The 19,954-nt window shown below is 26.1% G+C and carries 12 protein-coding genes, 1 tRNA gene and 2 pseudogenes; 5 read left to right on the forward strand and 10 right to left on the reverse strand.

The genetic code is table 4. The features are described from left to right. Nucleotides 1–17 precede the first annotated feature (17 nt). From guaA to SGLAD_RS04585, 3 genes are all read right to left on the reverse strand, one after another. Nucleotides 18–1,559, reverse strand: a complete 1,542-nt coding sequence (gene guaA / locus SGLAD_RS04575; protein ID WP_134298098.1) for a glutamine-hydrolyzing GMP synthase — start codon at nt 1,557–1,559, stop codon at nt 18–20. Between the two features lie 82 nt (nt 1,560–1,641). Further along, a tRNA-His gene (locus SGLAD_RS04580) sits at nt 1,642–1,717 on the reverse strand. An 897-nt stretch (nt 1,718–2,614) separates the two neighbouring features. Beyond that, nucleotides 2,615–5,605 (reverse strand): 2-oxo acid dehydrogenase subunit E2, encoded by a 2,991-nt coding sequence (locus tag SGLAD_RS04585; RefSeq protein WP_134298101.1) that lies wholly within the window; start codon nt 5,603–5,605, stop codon nt 2,615–2,617. 134 nt (nt 5,606–5,739) lie between these two features. Here SGLAD_RS04585 and SGLAD_RS04590 point away from each other — a divergent pair, with 134 nt between their 5' ends. Next, on the forward strand, nt 5,740–7,644 hold the full coding sequence (locus tag SGLAD_RS04590) for a M13 family metallopeptidase (protein WP_134298104.1): 1,905 nt from the start codon (nt 5,740–5,742) through the stop codon (nt 7,642–7,644). A gap of 25 nt (nt 7,645–7,669) precedes the next feature. On the opposite strand, the gene SGLAD_RS04595 is transcribed toward SGLAD_RS04590, so the two are convergent. From SGLAD_RS04595 to coaD, 4 genes are read right to left on the reverse strand one after another with little or no spacing between them, the layout of a single operon-like run. After that, nucleotides 7,670–8,953 carry a hypothetical protein gene (locus SGLAD_RS04595; RefSeq protein ID WP_134298106.1) on the reverse strand — a complete coding sequence of 428 codons (1,284 nt, stop codon included), beginning with the start codon at nt 8,951–8,953 and terminating at the stop codon, nt 7,670–7,672. Nucleotides 8,954–9,001: 48 nt separating this feature from the next. Then, on the reverse strand, nt 9,002–10,192 hold the full coding sequence (locus SGLAD_RS04600) for an acetate kinase (protein ID WP_134298109.1): 1,191 nt from the start codon (nt 10,190–10,192) through the stop codon (nt 9,002–9,004). Further along, nucleotides 10,193–11,179 (reverse strand): phosphate acetyltransferase, encoded by a 987-nt coding sequence (gene pta / locus SGLAD_RS04605; RefSeq protein ID WP_134298112.1) that lies wholly within the window; start codon nt 11,177–11,179, stop codon nt 10,193–10,195. 1 nt (nt 11,180) lies between these two features. Beyond that, a complete protein-coding gene (gene coaD / locus SGLAD_RS04610) occupies nt 11,181–11,606 on the reverse strand; it encodes a pantetheine-phosphate adenylyltransferase (RefSeq protein ID WP_134298114.1) in 426 nt (141 codons plus the stop codon). 741 nt (nt 11,607–12,347) lie between these two features. Between coaD and SGLAD_RS05560 the strand changes: the two are divergent. The 3 genes and pseudogenes from SGLAD_RS05560 to SGLAD_RS05565 form a co-directional block, all read left to right on the forward strand. Continuing rightward, nucleotides 12,348–12,767: pseudogene (locus SGLAD_RS05560) on the forward strand (ABC transporter ATP-binding protein); the annotation flags it as partial. Between the two features lie 18 nt (nt 12,768–12,785). Continuing rightward, entirely contained in the window at nt 12,786–12,992 is a 207-nt protein-coding gene (locus SGLAD_RS05430; protein WP_243831616.1) for a P-loop NTPase family protein, read from the forward strand. A 220-nt stretch (nt 12,993–13,212) separates the two neighbouring features. Continuing rightward, a complete protein-coding gene (locus tag SGLAD_RS05565; RefSeq protein WP_134298117.1) occupies nt 13,213–13,626 on the forward strand; it encodes an FtsX-like permease family protein in 414 nt (137 codons plus the stop codon). Between the two features lie 698 nt (nt 13,627–14,324). On the opposite strand, the gene glnA is transcribed toward SGLAD_RS05565, so the two are convergent. Further along, nucleotides 14,325–15,659, reverse strand: a complete 1,335-nt coding sequence (gene glnA / locus SGLAD_RS04625; protein ID WP_134298119.1) for a type I glutamate--ammonia ligase — start codon at nt 15,657–15,659, stop codon at nt 14,325–14,327. Between the two features lie 307 nt (nt 15,660–15,966). Here glnA and SGLAD_RS04630 point away from each other — a divergent pair, with 307 nt between their 5' ends. Beyond that, nucleotides 15,967–16,734, forward strand: coding sequence for a type III pantothenate kinase (locus SGLAD_RS04630; protein WP_134298122.1), 768 nt, complete (start codon nt 15,967–15,969; stop codon nt 16,732–16,734). Here SGLAD_RS04630 and pflA read toward each other — a convergent pair. Next, entirely contained in the window at nt 16,731–17,501 is a 771-nt protein-coding gene (pflA, locus tag SGLAD_RS04635) for a pyruvate formate-lyase-activating protein (RefSeq protein ID WP_134298124.1), read from the reverse strand. The two genes, SGLAD_RS04630 and pflA, sit on opposite strands and share 4 nt — an antisense overlap. Before the next feature lie 57 nt (nt 17,502–17,558). Next, nucleotides 17,559–19,934 (reverse strand): annotated as a pseudogene (pflB, locus tag SGLAD_RS04645) (formate C-acetyltransferase). Nucleotides 19,935–19,954 lie beyond the last annotated feature (20 nt).

The following is a 19,954-nucleotide window of genomic DNA, read 5'->3' on the forward strand; positions in this document are numbered from 1 at the left end:
TTTTCTCCTTTAAAATTTTATTCCCATTCGATTGTTCCTGGAGGTTTTGATGTAATATCATATACTACACGGTTTACTCCATTCACTTTATTGATGATCTCATTTGTAACTTCATCTAAAAATTCTCACGGTAAGTGGCTTGAAGTTGCTGTCATAAAATCAATAGTATTTACACTTCTTAAAGCAACAACATAATCATATGTACGATTATCTCCCATAACACCAACTGTTTTAACTGGTAAGATTGTAGCAAACGCTTGACTAACTTTATCATAAAGATTTCAGTCTAATAATTTTGTTATAAAAATATCATCCACTTCTCTTAAAATGTCTGCTTTTTCTTTTGTGACTTCATTTATAATTCTAACTCCAAGTCCAGGACCTGGAAAGGGATGACGATTTACAATTTTTTGATCAAGTCCTAATTCTTTTCCTACTTTTCGAACTTCATCTTTAAATAAAGTTCTTAGTGGTTCAAGAAGTTCAAATTTTAAATCCTTAGGTAATCCTCCAACGTTATGGTGTGATTTTATCATTTTTGAGCTATGCCCTTTCACAGAAGATTCAATTACATCTGGATAAATTGTTCCTTGTGCTAAAAACTTTGCATTATGCATTTCTTTTGCTTGATGATTAAACACTTCAACAAACTCTTTTCCTATAATTTTTCTTTTTTGTTCAGGATCATTGACACCTTCTAATGCCAAATAAAAAGTATAGCTAGCATCAACTAATTTTATATTCATATCAAACAAAGTAGTGTATGAATCCATTACTTTTTTTGCTTCATCTTTTCTTAATAGACCAGTATCTACAAAAATACAAGTTAGTTGCTTTCCAATTGCTTTTGATATCAAAGCAGCAGCAACAGAAGAGTCAACTCCACCACTTAATCCAAGTATTACTTGTTCATCTTTAACAATTTCTTTAATTTCTTTAACTTTTTGTTCAATAAATATTTCCATACTTCAGTCTTTTTTAGCTTGACAAATATCATAAACAAAATTTTTTATTATTTGAGTTCCTTCTTGACTGTGAGTGACCTCTGCATGAAATTGTATTCCATATAATTTTTTTTCTTCGTTTGAAATAGCGGCAATACAAGCATCTGTGTGAGCAGTTTTAATAAATCCTTCTGGCATTTTTATTAAATGATCAGCATGACTCATTCAAACTTGTTTTTTATCATTTATATTTTTAAATAATTTATCTTCTTTAAAATCTATGTTTAAAATTGCTTTACCAAATTCTTGATTGTCTGCTAATTCCACTTTTCCGTTATGCAATTCTGTAATCAATTGCATTCCATAGCAAACTCCTAAAATTGGTATATTTAAATTAAAAATTTCAATATCAATACTATATGCATCTTGTGCATAAACACTTGATGGACCTCCTGAAAGAACAATTCCTTTAAGGTTTTTATATTTTTTTAAATCAATTGCAGTAGTTGTAAAGTCTAAAACTTCACTAAACACACCTATTTCTCTTACTCTTCTTGATAAAAGTTGAGTATATTGACTACCAAAGTCCAATATTACGATTTGTGTATTTTCCATTAATTTCTCCTATAAATCTAAAACAATTTTAACAAATAATAAAAAAACTCACAATATTACTTGTGAGTTTATTTCTTATAAATGGGGCGTGTAAAGGGAATTGAACCCTCGAGTGCCGGAACCACAATCCGGAGCGTTAACCACTTCGCCATACACGCCATATAACAACTTTAATATTATACTAAAAAAAATAATTCTAAAAGAATTATTTTTTAATTTATATACTTAATTTTTTTAATTATATTGAGTAATGAATAAATTAATGAGAATTAATATAAAATTTATAATATTGGTATAAATTTTTTAGTAGAGTATTTAGAATCATATTCAATAACTATTCATAAAATTTTTGTTGATTTTGATTCAAACTGCAAAACAATATTTCAATGCATTATATTTTTAATCTATTTATTACCATATACTTCATAAAAGCTTTTTTAATGCTTGTATCATCATTAATTTTAATTTCTTCTTTATTTAAGTTAAACCCTAATGTCATTCTATAAGAGTGGTTTTATCTTTACAATTTGGTCCAATTATTGCAATTTTTTCGTTTTTTTGGATTTGAATGTTTTAATTCTTATAAAATAAATTACTTTTAAAAATTTAATATTTAAATAATTAGAATTTATAAACTATTCTCATTTTATATTTTTATAATCTTAAATAAATTCGGTTTTTTTAAATAAATGTCTAGATAAAAAATTAATAGTAATTAATGACAAAATAATGAAAATATAATACATAATTTTTTTTCTTTATTTGAAAATTTAACATATATTTGATAGTATATAGTTTTTTAAGCTTATCTTTTTCGTTATGGAAAGGTAACTGTAAATATTATTAGTAAATATGATTCTTAAAAATATTAAGTCGCTAGTTTTATTTTTAACTAAATCAAACAGCATCGATATAAAATAAAGTTATCAAATAAAATATAGTTCTTCTATTATTTCCTATATTTTTATGTTCATATTACTACTTTTATTGCATTATATCATTTCATATTTTTAAAAAATTAAACAAAAAAATCCTTTTACATTCTAAAAGGATTTTTACATTACAGTAAATATTTCAGGTTTTTCTAATATATCTTTTACTTTTGATAAAAATCTACCAGCTTCTGCTGCATCAATTATTCGTTGATCAACAGTTAAGCTCATGTGCATTATTGCTTTAATTGCTAATTTTTCATTATTAACAACAACTGGTTTTTTAACGACTTTTCCTACCCCAACTACTGCAGCGTTTGGATAAAAAATTGTTGGAGTTGCTTGAATTGCTCCAATATTTCCATAGTTTGCAATTGTTATTGTACTTCCATCAGCTTCGTAATTATATAACTCTCCAATTCTAAGTCTTTGAGTAATTTCTTTTATATCAATAGCAACATCTCTAATAGACATTTTTTCTACGAACTTCAAAACAGGAATTATTAACCCTTCGCTTGTTTCGGTTGCTAAACCAATATTGTGATATTGTTTTATAATTACTTCATTTGTTTCTGGATCATAACTTGAGTTTAATTTTGGATATTCTTCTAATGCAATACTAATTGATTTTGCAATAAAAGCAATTGTTGAAAACTTAATAGAGTTTTGAGTAGTTTTTAATAAGTGTTTTAATTTCAAAATTGAAGACATATCAATTTCTGTTGAAATTGTTAATGGAGGTATATAGTTTTGACTTAAAATCATTGATTTAACAGCAGGGTTTCGGTTTTCATTAACTTTTTCTCTAGTAACCATTTTGTTTTCATCATTATTTTCAAATTCCATATAACCAATTGTTTCTTCATTGCTTTGATTTTCAAAATTTACAGTTTTCATTTCATCAATATTTTGTTTTTGTTGAACATCATTATCATTTTTAACATTTTTAACAGCTTGTTCTAATAAGGATTGTAAATTTTGTTCATTGTTTGGACTATTTTGCATTGGATTTTGATTATATATATTTGAAAAACCTTGATTAAATTGATAAGGATTTTCAATATTTCTTTTTAAATCATATTTAAATTCATTAATTTCACGCTTAATGATGTCTTTAATATCATCATTTGAAACTTTACTTGAGCCAACTGGTATGTTTTGAATTAGATTTTGCATTAAAACATACTGCATTAACTGTGAGAAAGTATCGGTTCCACCATTAAGTGGAGTAATATTATTTATTCTTTGTGTCGCTTGATTTAGTTGATTTTGTTGAACTAATGCATTTTGTAATTCAATGATTTGTTTTTGTAAGTAATTAATTGTTTCATTGGCTTCACTTCCAGCGATATTTTTATATTCTCCCCCAACTTCTTCAAGTTGTTTTTCAATTTGTTTTTGCACTTTTTTAGGAGTTGTATCTAAAACTGGTTGTGATTGTTGATAACTTATTTCTTGAGTTGGTTCTTCGTATTGTTCAAATTCTTCATAAGGATTTTCTCTACGTTTTTGATTTGCAGAAAATCAATTTGCTTCATTTTCAAATTTTTGATGTGCTTGTTGACGATTTTCATCATAAACAATACCATTTCTTTGATCTTCTTTTGCTTCTAAATACGAAGTATAAAGGTTACTTGCTCTTAACCAAGATTCAAACTCTCTTTTTCCTTGTGGACTTTCTCCAAAAGGCACATATCTAACTTGACCGGTATTTTTGTCTCGATAAGGTACTTTTTGCATAAATTGTTTTGGAATTTTACCTTCTCTTAACATTTGAACGTATTTTGGGATACCTTCTTCAAGTCCTTTTTCTACCGCTTGACGTCTAGAATTTATTGTGTTTCTTTCATCACGATTTTTCATTAAATTTCATCTTTTATTAACATCATAAAGATTTGCTAATTTAGATTCAGCATATGTTTTATTTTTTTTATTATCAATTTCGTTAATAAGTTGTTCTGGTTTTTTTTGAGGCATAACAAAACCACCATAAGGATTTAAGTCATTTGCATCTATTAAAACAGATTCATCATCATCAACATAACTTCCCATAGTTACTCCAAAGTCGCCATCTTCACTGGCTCTTTGTCTCATAAAAACATCATCATTTCTAACTTCTAAGTTTTTGCTTCCTCTTTGAGCTCAACTTTGTTGCTGTGAATCTTGTTTTGGCATTTGACTTACCTCCTGGGCTTTTGGTTTGTCTTTATCCATAATTGCATTTTCTTTTGTTGCAACAATATCACGTTCTAAAACGCTTGGATCTCCACCACCTTGATTTAATTTTTCGATTCTTGAAGCAATAATATTACGCATAATTAAAGGACGACCTTTATCGTCTAATTTAGACATTGCATCAACATGTTGGTCTGCATTGATTTCTTTATAGTCGTTTTCTTGTAATAATTTTTCTTTTCTTGCTTGAATCATTTGACGAAATTTGCTTGGTCCAACTCCATCTTGTTTTTCAAAAATGTTTTTTCCGCTTTTTAAAATTTCTTGATTATCTATTTTTAATAAGTCTTCTGAGGACATATCTCCCATCAATTTAACTTGAGGAGAGTTTTTTATTGAATTTTGTATATTTGCTCTCATTTGAGCAAAACGATCACTTGCTGGATTATTGCTTTGTGCCATTTTCATATCCCTCTCTTCAAGTTTTTGATATTTTTCAACATTGTCAACAATATCATCTTCACCACTTGAAAAAGGTGTAATAGCTTGATTATACTTATTGTACATAACAGCACCAGAAAATTGGTCAGCATCAGTTTCTACTTGTTGTAATTTTTCAACTGGCACTTCTTCTGGGATATACACTTTTTTTACAACACCTTCTTGGATATCTTCTTTGTTGAAATGTCGATTTTTGAACTTAGCTATTTCTTTTTCGCCAATAGCTATATTTGCAAGTATGCTTCCGTTTTTTACAGGACTACCTAATTTAATAGTTTTAACAATAATTCCATTATAATTAGATTTAATAGTAACTTCACTACCATCATCAAGTCTTATAAGAGCAAAATCATCTCCAAAAGAGATGTTAGCGCCAGTAAATAGTCATTCTGTTAAAACACCTTTTTGAGGTAAGTTTCTTGCCCTTAAATGTACCACACTATCCCCGTTCTTTCATATTATACCATTTTTTACCCCATTTTATTAGGGTAATTAACCTTCCTATAATTATATAACATTATATTTTAAAACTCTAATTTCCTATATAATCAAAAAGAAAGGAGTTTATTAATATGAACAAAAAAACAAGAGCACAAGATGACTTTTACATGCATGTAAATGAAGAATGAATTAAAACAGCTGAATTCCCAAAAGGTTATGCAACTTGAGGTAGTTTTGAGCAATTATATAAAAAATCAATCGCCGATGTTGAAAATTTAATTATTGAATTAAACAACTTAAGTGATTTAGAAGAAGATCAAAAAAAGATTGTAGCAATTTTTAAAAATTATTTAAATTATGAAAAAAGAGATGAACAAGGAATAACTCCAATCTTACCAATGATTGAATTAATTGACAATTTAAAAGATAAAAAAGATTTAATAGACTTACTTATTAAAATGAATAAACAATTTGCAGTAGGATTTTTTGCAAGTATGGACTTAGATTCAGACTTTGAAGATAGTAATATAAGAGCTTTAGGTATTTATCCAATGGGGTTAGGTATGCGAGATAAAGATTTTTATGATGAAAGTCATAAACGTCACATAGAAATTAAAGCAGCATATGAAAACTACATAAATTCAATGGTTGAAGAAGTAAAAGAAGTAAAATTTGACTCAAATAGATTATTTGCTTTGATATATAATTTTGAATTAGAGTTAAGTAAATCAATGTTAAGAAATGAAGAGAAAAGAAATCCTGCAAAAATTTACAATGTTTTAACTGTAGAAGAGTTAGAAAAAATTAATCCAGAAATGCAATGAAAAAAATACTTAGAAGAAACTGGTTATATTAATGCTAAAAAAATAATCGTAAGTGAACCAGAATATTTAAAAGCTTTAAATGAACAATTAATGAAATTGTCACTTGAAGAAATAAAAGATATTTTAAAATTTGATATGATTTCAGGATTTTCAAGTTACTTAAGCACTAACTTATATAGAATTACTTTTGAATATAATTCTATATTTAGTGGAGTTAAAGAAATGAGACCAGTTAGAGAAAGAGCGGTTGGTTTTGTAAGTAACGTTCTTGGTGAATTAATTGGAAAAGAATATGTTAAAAGATATTTTTCTGAAGAAGCTAAGGCTGATGTATTGTCGATTGTTAATGGTTTATTTGAATCTTACAAATCAAGAATTAAAAATTTGGAATGAATGAGTGAAACTACAAAGCAAAAAGCATTAGAAAAAGTTAACTCATTTACTGTAAAAATAGGATATCCTGATAAGTGAGAGGATTATAGTAGTATTGAAATAAATGATTATGAGAATGATGGTTCATTATATAAAAATATTGAAAACATTAGAATTCATTTTAGAAATAAAGGTTTAAAAGAGATTAGCTTACCTGTTGATAAAACTAAATGACATATGTATCCTCAAACAGTAAACGCATATTACAATCCAACTTCAAATGAAATATGCTTCCCTGCTGGAATTTTACAATTGCCATTCTACAGTATAGATCAATCTAAAGCTAAAAACTGTGGTGGAATTGGAGCTGTCATTGGTCACGAAATAAGTCATGGTTTTGATGACCAAGGTAGTCAATTTGACAAAGATGGTAATTTCAAAAATTGATGAACAGAAGAAGATCATAAACAATACAAACTTAGAACTCAAAAATTAGTTGAACAATACAACAACTATGAAGTTGGGGGAACTAACGTTAATGGTAATTTAACTTTAGGTGAAAACATTGGAGACTTAGGAGGATTAAGTGCTGCTTTAGATGTTTGTTTAAAAGAAAATCCAGAAGATATTAAAGGGTTTTTTGAAAATTATGCATTAGTTTGAAGTAGAATTATTACTCCTGAAGAAAGAAACACAAGATTGGCTACTGACCCTCACTCACCAGAACAATTTAGATGTAACGGAATAGTTATTAATCTAGATAAGTTTCATGAAGTTTATGAAACAAAACCTGGAGATGGAATGTATAAGGCGCCAGAAGATAGAATTAAAATTTGATAATAAAAAATGCACTTATGTGCATTTTTTATATATCTTTTATCCTTCTAGTGGCATAACCTTTTTTAACTAATTTAGAATATCTAGCAGCATCTCTTAGGTTTTGCTTGATAAAGGCCCGGTCCTGAGTTTTTGCTAAGTTAATAAGTTTTTTAATATCTTGCCGATATTTTTTAACTTTAAGTTTATGATTTTTATGTTCTGCTCTTTTAAGACCATTTTTTAATGTTCTTTGATTTTTATAATTCATTATTTTTTTGATTTTTTCTTTGTATGGTAAAATTTTTAGTTCTTGAATTCATTCTTTATATTCTGTTTTTCTTCTAATTCTTAATAGTCTTTTTTCATTTTTTAGTTCTTGTCTTTTAAACTTTCTTACTTTCATTCAATAGTCACGTTCTGCTTTTGTAATTAAATTTCCGTCAATATCATGTCAGCGATAATATTTAATATTATTTAAAAATAAATATAAGTATTGAAAAATAACAACTAAAGAAAGAATTATAATGTAACCCATAATCACTTGGGTAAGCATTGCAGAATCACTTCGATAATAATTTTTTCAAACAACTTCTTCGCCGGTTATTACATCTCTTGCTTTTAGTGTTACATTGTGTAAATTCATAAATCAATAAGGATACCACATCTGACTTGAATAAGGAATTACTTTTTCTGAAAAAGCTATAATGTCAGTTGATCAAGGACCATTAGGATTTATTTTTCAAACACCGTTTTCAAGAATATAGGCTTTTTCGAAAAACTCTGAACCATAAGTTTCGAAACGATATTCCCCTCTAATAATTGCATAAAAAGAATAACAAACAGGATATGCCAATATTCCAAAAAGTGAGAATTTAGCATGTACTCTTGGACTATAATAAGTATCTCCACTTGATATAATAAAATTTCCAATCATTACAATAGGAACAATTAAGTGCAAGACTGTTGTTGTAAATCAATCACTAGGTCTTGTTGTTGCTGCAGCTTCTTCTGGACTAAAAATAATTCCACATCAAAATACAAACATTGTTAAACTTATATAAACTGTAACAGCAAGTTCAATTCCAAAAGGTGGTTTTTTGTTATAACTAAATTGAGTGAATAAACTGTAGAATAAATAAATAGCAACTAAATAATTTGATTGTGTTGTAAAAAATGCATAATAGTGACTAAATCTTTCTAATAAAGGTGTTCCTGTCATGGGTATTTTAGGAGCAATTAATAATCTTATAAAGTCAAACGCTAAAAAAGATACTAATCCAATCAGTACCATTAATTTTAAAGAAAACTCAAAGTTTTTATTAATTTTCATTGATAACTCCTTGCTATATTATTATTTATATTTAATTTTACTCTTTAATTAAATAAAGTTAATAGTTTCTTTACAAATCATTAATTCTTCATCTGTTCTAATTTTATAAACTTTTATATCAGAGTTTTGACTTGATATTTCTAGATAATCCTCATAATTTTGTTCATTTAAACTTGAATCTAATTTTATATTTAAAATTTTTATTTTATCAATTACTAATTCTCTAGTTATAATTGAGTTTTCTCCAATTCCAGCAGTAAATACAATTGCATCAACTTTACCTTCTAAATGATTTGCAAATTTTATTATATATTCAGCAATTCTTTGAGTATATAATTCAAGAGCACTAATTGCTTTTGGGTTTTTATCATTTAAAGCTGCATTTGATACATCTCTCATATCACTTGATATTTCACTAATACCTAGTAAACCGGATTGTTTATTTAAAATGTCAGTTAGTTCATAAATATCAAGATTTAGTTCTTTTGCCATATATTGAAGTATAGAACTGTCAATATCTCCGCTTCTTGTTCCCATCATTAATCCTGCTAGTGGAGTTAGACCCATAGTTGTATCATATGACTTACCATTTTTTACACAACACATACTTGCTCCATTACCTAAATGACAAATTATTAAATTTGTGTCTTCTAGTTTTTTGTTTAAAACTTCACTTGACTTGTGAGTAATATAGTCAAAACTAATTCCGTGAAATCCATACTTTCTTACTTTATGATTTTCATATCATTTCAAAGGTACAGAATATAGATAGTTTTTTTTAGGCATTGTTTGATGAAAAGAAGTATCAAAGCATCCTACTAATTTTGCATTAGGTAATCCTTTTTGAAAAGCGTTAATAGCAGTTAAAGCTCCAGGATTGTGAAGTGGTGCTAGTTTAATGTTATCTTCAACTGCTTTTTTATTTTCTTCTGTTAGTTCAACAGTTTTTACAATTTTATCTCCACCATGAACAACTCTAAAACCAATTCCTTTTATATCGTTTTCATTTTTGATTACTTCTAATTCTTTAAAATGCTTCAAAATTGAATTAACAGCCATTAAATGATTGTCATATTGATCTTTATATTCGTATTTATCTTCTCCTCTTTTTATAGTTAAAGCTCCATCAACAGCAATTCTCTCTGCTAAACCTTCAACTAGTGCTACGGGAGTTTTATTTTCAATTTTATACAATTTAAATTTTATCGAACTACTTCCTGCATTTACTACTAATATCATCTATTTTGATCCTTTCATTATTGCTTGATATATTGTTACAATTGAAGTTTTATATATATCATCAACCGTAGCTCCTCTTGATAAATCATTGACTGGTTTTTTCAGTCCTAATATAAAAGGTCCGATTGCTTCAAAATTACCTAATCTTTGTGCAATTTTATAGCCTATATTACCAGAGTTTAAATCTGGAAATACATAAACATCAGGTCTTTCTTTTTTTAATTTACAATTTGGATATTTTTTATCTCTAATCGACTTTATAAAAGCACTATCAAATTGCATTTCTCCTTCAAAAAGAAATCCGTTTTCGACTGTTTCTAATCCTTTTAATCTATCGACTGCTTTTGATACTTTGTCAACTGAAGGTCCTAATCCAGATCCAGCTGTTGAATAACTTAACATTGCAACCTCTACATCTTTAACATTTAGTTTTAAAGCGAATCTTGCCGCCATATAGGCAATGTCTGATAAGTGTTTTGGATTTGGATCAACATTTAAAGCACAATCTGTGAAGATATAATTTTCTTCCCCTCTATGCATTATAAATATTGATGATGCAATTGAATAGTTTTCAGAGGTTTTTACAACTTGTAAAGCAGCTCTTAAAGTATCTGCTGTTGTATAGTTTAATCCACAAACCATAGCATCTGCTAAATCCATATCAATCATTAATGCTCCATAGTAATTTCTTTTTTGAACCAATACTACAGCATCTTCTTGTTCTAATCTTCCCTTTCTGATTTCTAAAATTCTTTCTAGCATATCTTTGTTTAGAGTTTCTTTTACAAAAACGGTTTTTATTTCTGGATCAAGATTTTGCGGTTTTTCATGTGAACCGTTAAATAATAGTGTTACATCTGCTAATCCTTCTTTTTGAATCATTGTTGCAACTTCTACTATTTTGCTTTCTACCCCTTCAGGAAAAACTAATCTTATTTTTATGTTGTTATTTAATATTTTTGATTTTAAATCTTCAATAGAGTACATCTTATTTACCTTTCTTATAAATTTCTATTTCTTTTATACTTGATGAGGATATCGTTCTTTTTTCTGAATCAGCTATGAATATAATTGTCTCTAAATCATTATTTAAAAACTTATTTACATCATTAATTTCTCTCTCATAAGTAAAATCATTTTCATTTCTAACACCTCTAATTATGTATTGAACATTTAATTTCTTTGCTAATTCTGCTGTTAATTCATTTTCGTTGACTATTACTTCACAATTACTAAACTCTTTTACAAATTCTTTGACTTGTTCTACTCTTGAATTTAGGTTGGGATTCATATTTTTTGATATGTTTTTAGTAATAACTATATATATCTTAGTAAACAGTTTTTGTGCTTTTTTTAAAATATCTAAATGTCCTTTGTGAAATGGATTAAAACTTCCTGGATAAATAGCTATCATAAATACCTCATTTCAATATCTATATTATTTTATTCTTTTTTTAAAAAAAAGATTATAAATAAGAGAGTTTTTATAAATAGATAATATTTTTCATTCGACTTTTCTTTTTTCAAGATTGCAGCTTTTAATATGCAAGTATATAATAAAAACAACGAGGTTTATATATGGAAAGTTTAATGAAAAAACATAAAAAATTATTAATTTTTATTTGCGCTTCTTTTTTAAGTCCGATCATTAAAAGTTTTATTCCCTTTATAACCATAATATTGTTTATGACAATTTTGTTTAATCTAGCAAAACTAATATTTTTTAATATAAAATCACATTTAAAAAAATCAAGTTATTATTTTATAATCTTTTTTTAATGTGAACTTTAAGTTTTTTAATTATAAGTGCTTTTTTAGCTGTAACTATTTTTAAACATTATGAGAACAATATTTTGACTTTATTTAATAGTATAATTTTTTATACATTAATTTTAAAGACTATATTAATAGTAATTTTAATTATAAAATTAGTTTTTAATTTATATACTGTTAGTGAAGTCAAACTTGAAAAAGATTTATATAAATATAAAAAAACCTCTATTGTTTTAAAAACAAGCTCAAAAAAAATAGTTTCTTTTATTTACAACATTTCTGAGTTATAAAGCTTTTTTTATTTCAACATAAAGAGAGGAGAAAATTATATGGAAGAAATAATAAAAATAAATAACATAAATAAAAAAAGATTTTAAAAAATATTAATTTTACTGTTAATCAAAGTGAAAGTATTGCTATTATTGGAAATAGTGGTGCTGGTAAGTCAACTTTATTAAATATTTTATCAGGTTTAGAAAGTCCTAGTGAAGGTGAAGTTTTTATTAATCAAACTATAATAAATAAACTTAAAGAACCAAAACTTACAAAATTTAGAGCAAATAATATTTCATATATATTCCAAGATTACAAATTAATAGATTATTTAACAGTAGAAGAAAACATTTTATTTATTGAAAAAAACAAAAAAAGTAAAATTGAATATGCTAAACTAAATTATTTAATTAAAAACCTAGGATTAGAGGAATATAAAAATAAAGTTGTTTCTAAACTTAGTGATGGTCAAAAACAAAGAGTTGCCATTGCAAGAGCATTAGTTGGTGACTCTAAAATTATTTTTGCAAATGAACCAACAGGAGCTTTGGATATTGTAAATAAAAAAATAATAATTAATGAATTAGTTAAAAAAAGTAAAGAAAATAAAAAAACATTATTAATAATTACTCATGATCCAGAAGTTGCAATAAAAACAGATAAAATTTTAGTTATAAAAAATGGTGAACTTGTTGAAACTTATACAATAAAAGATTTGACAATAAAAGATATAGAAAATAAGTTATTAGACTAACATAAAAACATTTTTTAAAAGACTATGTTTTTATAAGGTTAATAACATAATTCTGGCTTTATCTGTTTTAATAATATCAACATTTTTAAACTCATCTCTATCATTGTTTATTAACAATATTAATACAATTGATAAAAATTCTAACCTATCTTTAATAACTTTAATATTATTTGGACTTGTTTTCTTAATTTCTATAATATTTTTTTGAATAATATTAAATATGAATTTAGAAATAAAAAGAAAAGAAATTTTAAATTATAGAACTATAGGTGTAAAAAATATATTTGTTTTTAAAAATTTCTTATTAGAAAATTTATCAATACTTTTACCTTGTTTTTTAATAGGATTTGCCATTTCGTTTGGTATAAATCATTTAATAGTTTTAAAACTAATTGAATATAAACTTTTAAGAGTTGATCTTAAAATTAACAATAGTTTTTTAGTTTTTATTTTTGTATTATTATTTGCACTAATTTTTATTTTTGTTATAACTTTTTTAATTACTTATCAGTATAAAAACCTAAATACTTATAAAATTAAAAACAAAAAAATTAACAAATGAAATTTTAAGAATTGTATTTGGTATATTTTTTATTGGTATCTATTTTTTACTAATCTTTTTAAAACAAAGTAATGTTTTATATTTATTTGGAGGTTTGTTTTTTATTATAGGGATAAGCTTATTATTAGACTTGCTATTTATTTATATATATAAAATTTTTTATATTATTTTTAAGAAAAAACATCTCTTAACAAGTGCATTTAAAAGCTTATAACAAAATAATAAAATTATAATAAAAATAATTTTATTATTAATATGCTCAACTCTATTTTTAAATTTTTCAATAAATGTTATTAGTATTAAAGGGGATAATTCTAATAGCGATAATATAAATTCTGTTTATCAAAAGGAATTTAAGTTTTTAGGATATTATTTAAATTTTGTTTTTGTAAGTTTTAGTTTATTCTTTTTAATTAATAGATATATTATTTATTTAAACTCTATTAAAAAAGAAAATCAAAAACTTAGAATGCTAGAAGTTTCTAGAACTAAATTATTTTTATTAATTTTATTTCAAACCATTTTTATTTGAATTATATTTGTAATATTAAGTTTTATGTCAACTATTTTTATGTCACTAATTTGAAATGATTTATTGGCATTACATAATTATTACATTTGATTAATAGAAATTTTTATTGTCTTAGCAATTCTAATAAACTTATGTTTTTTAAACTCAAGATTAAAGGTAAAAATATAATATAATTAATAAGTATAAAAAACTTCTTGTAAATATTATGGTAATCATAAATTTACAAGAAGTTTTTATTTTAATAAAAACTTAAATATTTTTTTATTTCTCAGTTTGTAACTTCTGTTTTATATTCGTCTCACTCTTTTTGTTTATATTCAATAAATTTATTAAATAAATCTTCTCCTAAAAAATTTTTAATAAATTCTGAGTTTTTAAAATGCTTAATAGCATCATTTAAATCTATTGGTAAGTTGTCAATTTTTAATTCATTTTTTTCTTCCTCAGAAAGTTTAAATAAGTTTTTTTTGATTGTTTTATATTCACTTACACTATTTTTTATACCATCGATTCCTGCCATCAATAAAGCGCTTAATGCTAAGTACGGATTACAACTTGAGTCAACTGATCTTACTTCTACACGTTTTGCTTGTTTGTTTGCAGCTGGGATTCTAATCATTGTTGACCTATTACAATCACTTCAAGCAATATAACAAGGTGCTTCAAAACCAGGCACTAATCTTTTAAATGAGTTTACTGTTGAATTAGTTAATAATGAAATTTCTTTTGCATTTTTTAAAATTCCATTTATGAAACTAATTGCTAAATTACTCAATCCATTAGGCATATTTTCATCATAAAATAAATTATTATTATCTTTATCTGCGATAGAACAATTTGCATGCATTCCACTACCATTAATTGACTTAATTGGTTTTGGCATGAAAGTTGCATGCATGTTATATTTTTTAGCTATATTTTTTACTAATACTTTGAAAGTTTGAAGTTTATCACATGTATCTAATGCATTTGAGTATTCAAAGTTTATTTCATGTTGTGAGTTTGAAACTTCGTGGTGAGATACTTCCATTTTAAAACTCATTTTTTGTAACTCAAACATAATTTCTCTTCTTACTTTAAAAGATAAATCTAAAGAAGGTGACTCAAAATAAGCACTACTATCAGTATGCTCTAAAACTGGATTTTTATTTTCATCTAATTTAAATAAGAAAAATTCTGGTTCTAGTCCAACATTAAAAGTATGTCCTATGTTTAAGTCCCTCATAGTTTGTATACAATTTTTTAATATACTTCTTGGATCGCTATGAAATGGTTCTTTTTTTGATGTGTATACATCACACAAAAATCTTCCTACTTTATAATCTTGAGTAGTTTCGCCTTCTAAAATTAATCATGTATTTAAATCAGGATATAAATACATATCTGCATCATCGATTTTTGAAAAACCTGTCACTGATGAACCATCGAAAATAATTTCATTGCTTAAAGCCTTGTTAATATTTGTAGCAGGAATTTCTAAACTTTTTAACATTCCTAACATATCTGTAAATTGTAATTTAATAAATCTTATATTTTCTTTTTTAATAATTGAAATAACTTCTTCTTTTGTCATTGTTTATTTCTCCACTCAAGTTTATTATAACCAAAATATATTAAATACTTATTTTCTATTAAAATAAATCAAAAAGCATCTAACTTTATATTGATTATTTTTTAAAATTTATAAAAAATAGGATTATTTTGAATTACATTGCATAATATAGGTAATCGAATCTTTACGGTTCGGGTTGGCGAAAGCCCATACAATGACAAGGTCGAAATATACTCGATGATAAAAAAGGAAACATAGTTTCCTTTTTTTGATTTAAAAGTTTTTTGAATATTTTAATTTGTTAAAATAATTTTAGAGGTAAAAGGTAATGAGTATTTTATTAATTGATATTGGAAACTCTACTGTTGACTTTAGAATATTTGATGATAAAAAAAAGAATATTATAAAAGTGTTTAGACCATCAACAAATGACAAAAGTTATAAATCAAGTTCAAAATTAAAAAAGAAACTTGAAGAGTTAAATCAAAATATAAGTTCTATTGTTTATTGTTCTGTAGTTCCTGAATGAAATGATATTATTAGAGCCTTAGGATCAAGTTTAAAAATTAAAGTTTATAATTTTAGAGAAAATCTAGTTATTCAAAAAGAAGATTTCGATTTAAATGGAGTCGAGAATATTGGGGCTGATTTTTTAGCAAATTTTATTGCTGTTAAAAATCAATACAATTTAAAAAACGGTTTAGTAATTTCTATGGGAACAGCTTCAACTATTTTTTTAGTTCAAAACTATAAGTTTGTTGGAGTAAGTATCTCACCTGGTTTAGAAACAAGCTTAAAAGGTTTATTTAACAATGCTTCTTTATTAAAAGACTTTTTATTTCACAAAACAAACGCTAAAATTGGTCAATCTACTAATGACGCTATAAACTTAGGATCATGTAATGGTCATTTCTTTATGATTATGGGTTTGATAGATCATTTTAAAAAACACTTCATAATTAAAAGTGTTATTTTTACTGGAGGAATCGCTAATATTTTTAAAGAAGATATTAAAAATTTAGATTATGTATTTGATGAGCAATTAATTTTTAAAGGAATTTTAGAAATATATAAAAATATAAAAAGAGAGAATTAAATACTCTCTTTTGCTTTTTTTATACCTTGTTCTACTATTTTTCTACATTCTACAACATGTTCTTTTGTTGGTGGTTCAACATCTCTTAAATAAAATTTAATTTTTAAATTTTCATACTTTGGAATCATCATATTATGATATGGTAGCATCTCTAAACGTTCCATGTTTTTTAAAGTGCCAACAAACTCACCCAATTTAAATAAATCTTCTTTATCATCAGTATAACCTGGAACTAAAACATGTCTTATTCACATTTTTGCATTATTTTCGTCTAAAAACTTTATAGCCTCTAAAACATTTTTATTTGGACGTGAAGTAAGATTTATGTGTTTTTCATTATCAATATGTTTTAAGTCAGCTAAAGTAACATCAGTATATTTTAATAGTTCTTTTCACTTTTCTTGAACTTTTGGTATATCTTGATAAGTACCAAAACAAGTATCTAAACAAGTACTAATACCTCTTTTTTTTGCTTCTTTAAAAACTTCAATACAAAAATCAATTTGAGTTGTAGCTTCTCCTCCAGATAATGTTATTCCACCATTCTTATAAAAGTTTTCATTTTTTTTATACATTTTCATAATGTCTTCGACTGATATTTCTTTATTCTTATTAAATTCAATAGTTTCAGGATTATGACAATATTTACATCTAAATAAACAACCTTGTAAAAATATTACTAATCTTATTCCAGGTCCATCAACTGCTCCAAAACTTTCAGAGCTACTATAATAACCTATTTTACTGTTTTTGATTTGTTCTTCCATAATTTTTATTATTAAAAAGAGAGTACTGTTGTACTCTTTTTTTTCACTTTCTATTAATTACATTGATTGATGGAAAGTTCTTGAGATAACTTCATCTTGTTGTTGTTTTGTCAATTTAATGAAGTTAACAGCATAACCTGAAACTCTAATAGTTAATTGTGGATAGTTTTCAGGATTTTTTTGTGCATCTAATAAAACTTCACGTTTTAGAACGTTTACGTTTAAGTGGTGCCCTCCGTTACTCATATATCCATCTAACATATTTACTAAGTTATCTTGTTGTTGTTTTGAAATTTTTTTGTCCATAATAATGTCCCCCTCTTTAAAAATTTTATTCATTTATATATTGTTATTATAACACATTTATTTTAGTGCATCTTTTGGTATGTCTCCAGAGATTTTAATTTCTCCAGAGATTACTAGATCTTCATCTTTTCCAAGAGCATTTGGTACAACAGAAAATGTATTTGAAATACCATCTGCTGCATGTTTGAAAGGAATTTTTGATACTGAAGCTAGTGAGTTTACTGCACCAGAGCAATCACGACCATGCATTGGATTTGCTCCTGGGGCGAATGCTTCAGGATATCTTCTTCCACAAGGAGTATCACCTGTTGATTTACCATAAACTACGTTTGAAGTAATAGTTAAAACTGACATTGTTGCTTCTGAATTTCTATAAGTGTAATGCGATCTAATTTTATTCATAAATATTTTTACAATATTTTTAGCCAAATCATCAACTCTATCATCGTTATTTCCAAATTTTGGGAAATCTCCTTCAGTTCTATATGAAGTTACTATTCCTTTTTCATCACGAATAGGAAATACTTTTGCGTATTTAATTGCTGAAAGTGAGTCTGCAACTACTGAAAGTCCAGCGATTCCAGTTGCAAAGAATCTATGAACATTTGTATCATAAAAACACATTTCTGCACTTTCATAATAATACTTATCGTGCATATAATGAATAACATTTAAAGTATTTACATATTTATCTGCTACTCAGGTCATCATATTGTCAAATTTAGCTCAAACTTCTTCAAAGTTCAATGGCCCATCACCTGTTAAAACTGGTTCAAATTTTGGAGATATTTGCTCTTTTGATAATTCATCAATTCCTCCGTTAATTGCATATAGCAATGTTTTTGCAAGGTTTGTTCTTGCTCCAAAGAATTGCATTTGTTTTCCAACTTTCATTGGTGATACACAACATGCAATTGCATAATCATCTCCATGAGTTGTTCTCATAATATCATCATTCTCATATTGCATTGATGAATATAAGATTGAGTATCTTGCACAAAATTCTTTAAATCCGCTTGGTAAGCTTTTTGATCATAAGATTGTTAAGTTTGGTTCTGGAGATGGTCCCATGTTTGATAGTGTATGAATATATCTAAAGCAACTCTTAGTTACTAATGGTCTACCATCTAGCCCCATACCTGCAATTGATTCTGTTGCTCAAACAGGGTCTCCTGAGAATATTTCATTGTAAGCAGGTGTTCTTGTAAATTTAACAATTCTTAACTTCATAACTAAATGATCTACTAGTTCTTGAGCTTGTTCTTCTGTTAAAATACCTTTTTCCATATCTCTTTCAATATATATATCTAAGAAAGTTGCAGTTCTTCCAAATGATTCTGCAGCCCCATTATTTTGTTTAATAGCAGCTAAATAAGCTAAATAAGTAAAGTTAAATGCTTCAATTGCATTAGATGCTGGTTTTGAAACATCATGCCCATAACCTTTTGCCATTTCAGTAATATCTTTTAAAGCTCTAATTTGTTCTGTTATTTCTTCTCTTAAACGAATCTTATCTTCGGTCATTTCTCCATCAATTAATAATGAGTCTTTAATTTTTTCTTGAATCAAATAATCACTTCCATATAGTGCAAGTCTTCTATAATCTCCAATAATTCTTCCTCTACCATAAGTATCTGGAAGCCCTGTAACAATATGACTTTTTCTTATTTTTCTCATATCAGGTGTATATGCATCAAATACTCCTTGGTTATGTGTCTTTCTATATTTTGTAAAAATATCTTTTACACGATCTGACACTTGAAATCCATATGATTCATTAGCTTGAATAGCCATATTTATACCACCTCAAGGCATTAATCCTCTTTTGAATGGTTTGTCAGTTTGTAGTCCTACAACTTTTTCTAAGTCTTTATCAATATATCCTGGTGCATGAGAAGTAATTGTTTGAGGAACATCACTGTCCACATCAAGTACTCCTCCAGCCTCTCTTTCTTTCTTAGTAAGTTCCATTACCATTTCTCATAGTTTAGTAGTATTCTTTGTTGGTCCCACTAAAAACGAGTCATCACCTTCATAGGGTCTATAGTTTTTTTGGATAAAGTTTCTGACATCAACTTCATCTGTTCATGCTCCCTCTTCGAAACCTTCTCATTCTTTGTATTTCATTTCAATACCTCCTATTTAAA

This window comes from Spiroplasma gladiatoris (assembly GCF_004379335.1).
GTDB lineage: Bacteria > Bacillota_I > Bacilli_A > Mycoplasmatales > Mycoplasmataceae > Spiroplasma_A > Spiroplasma_A gladiatoris.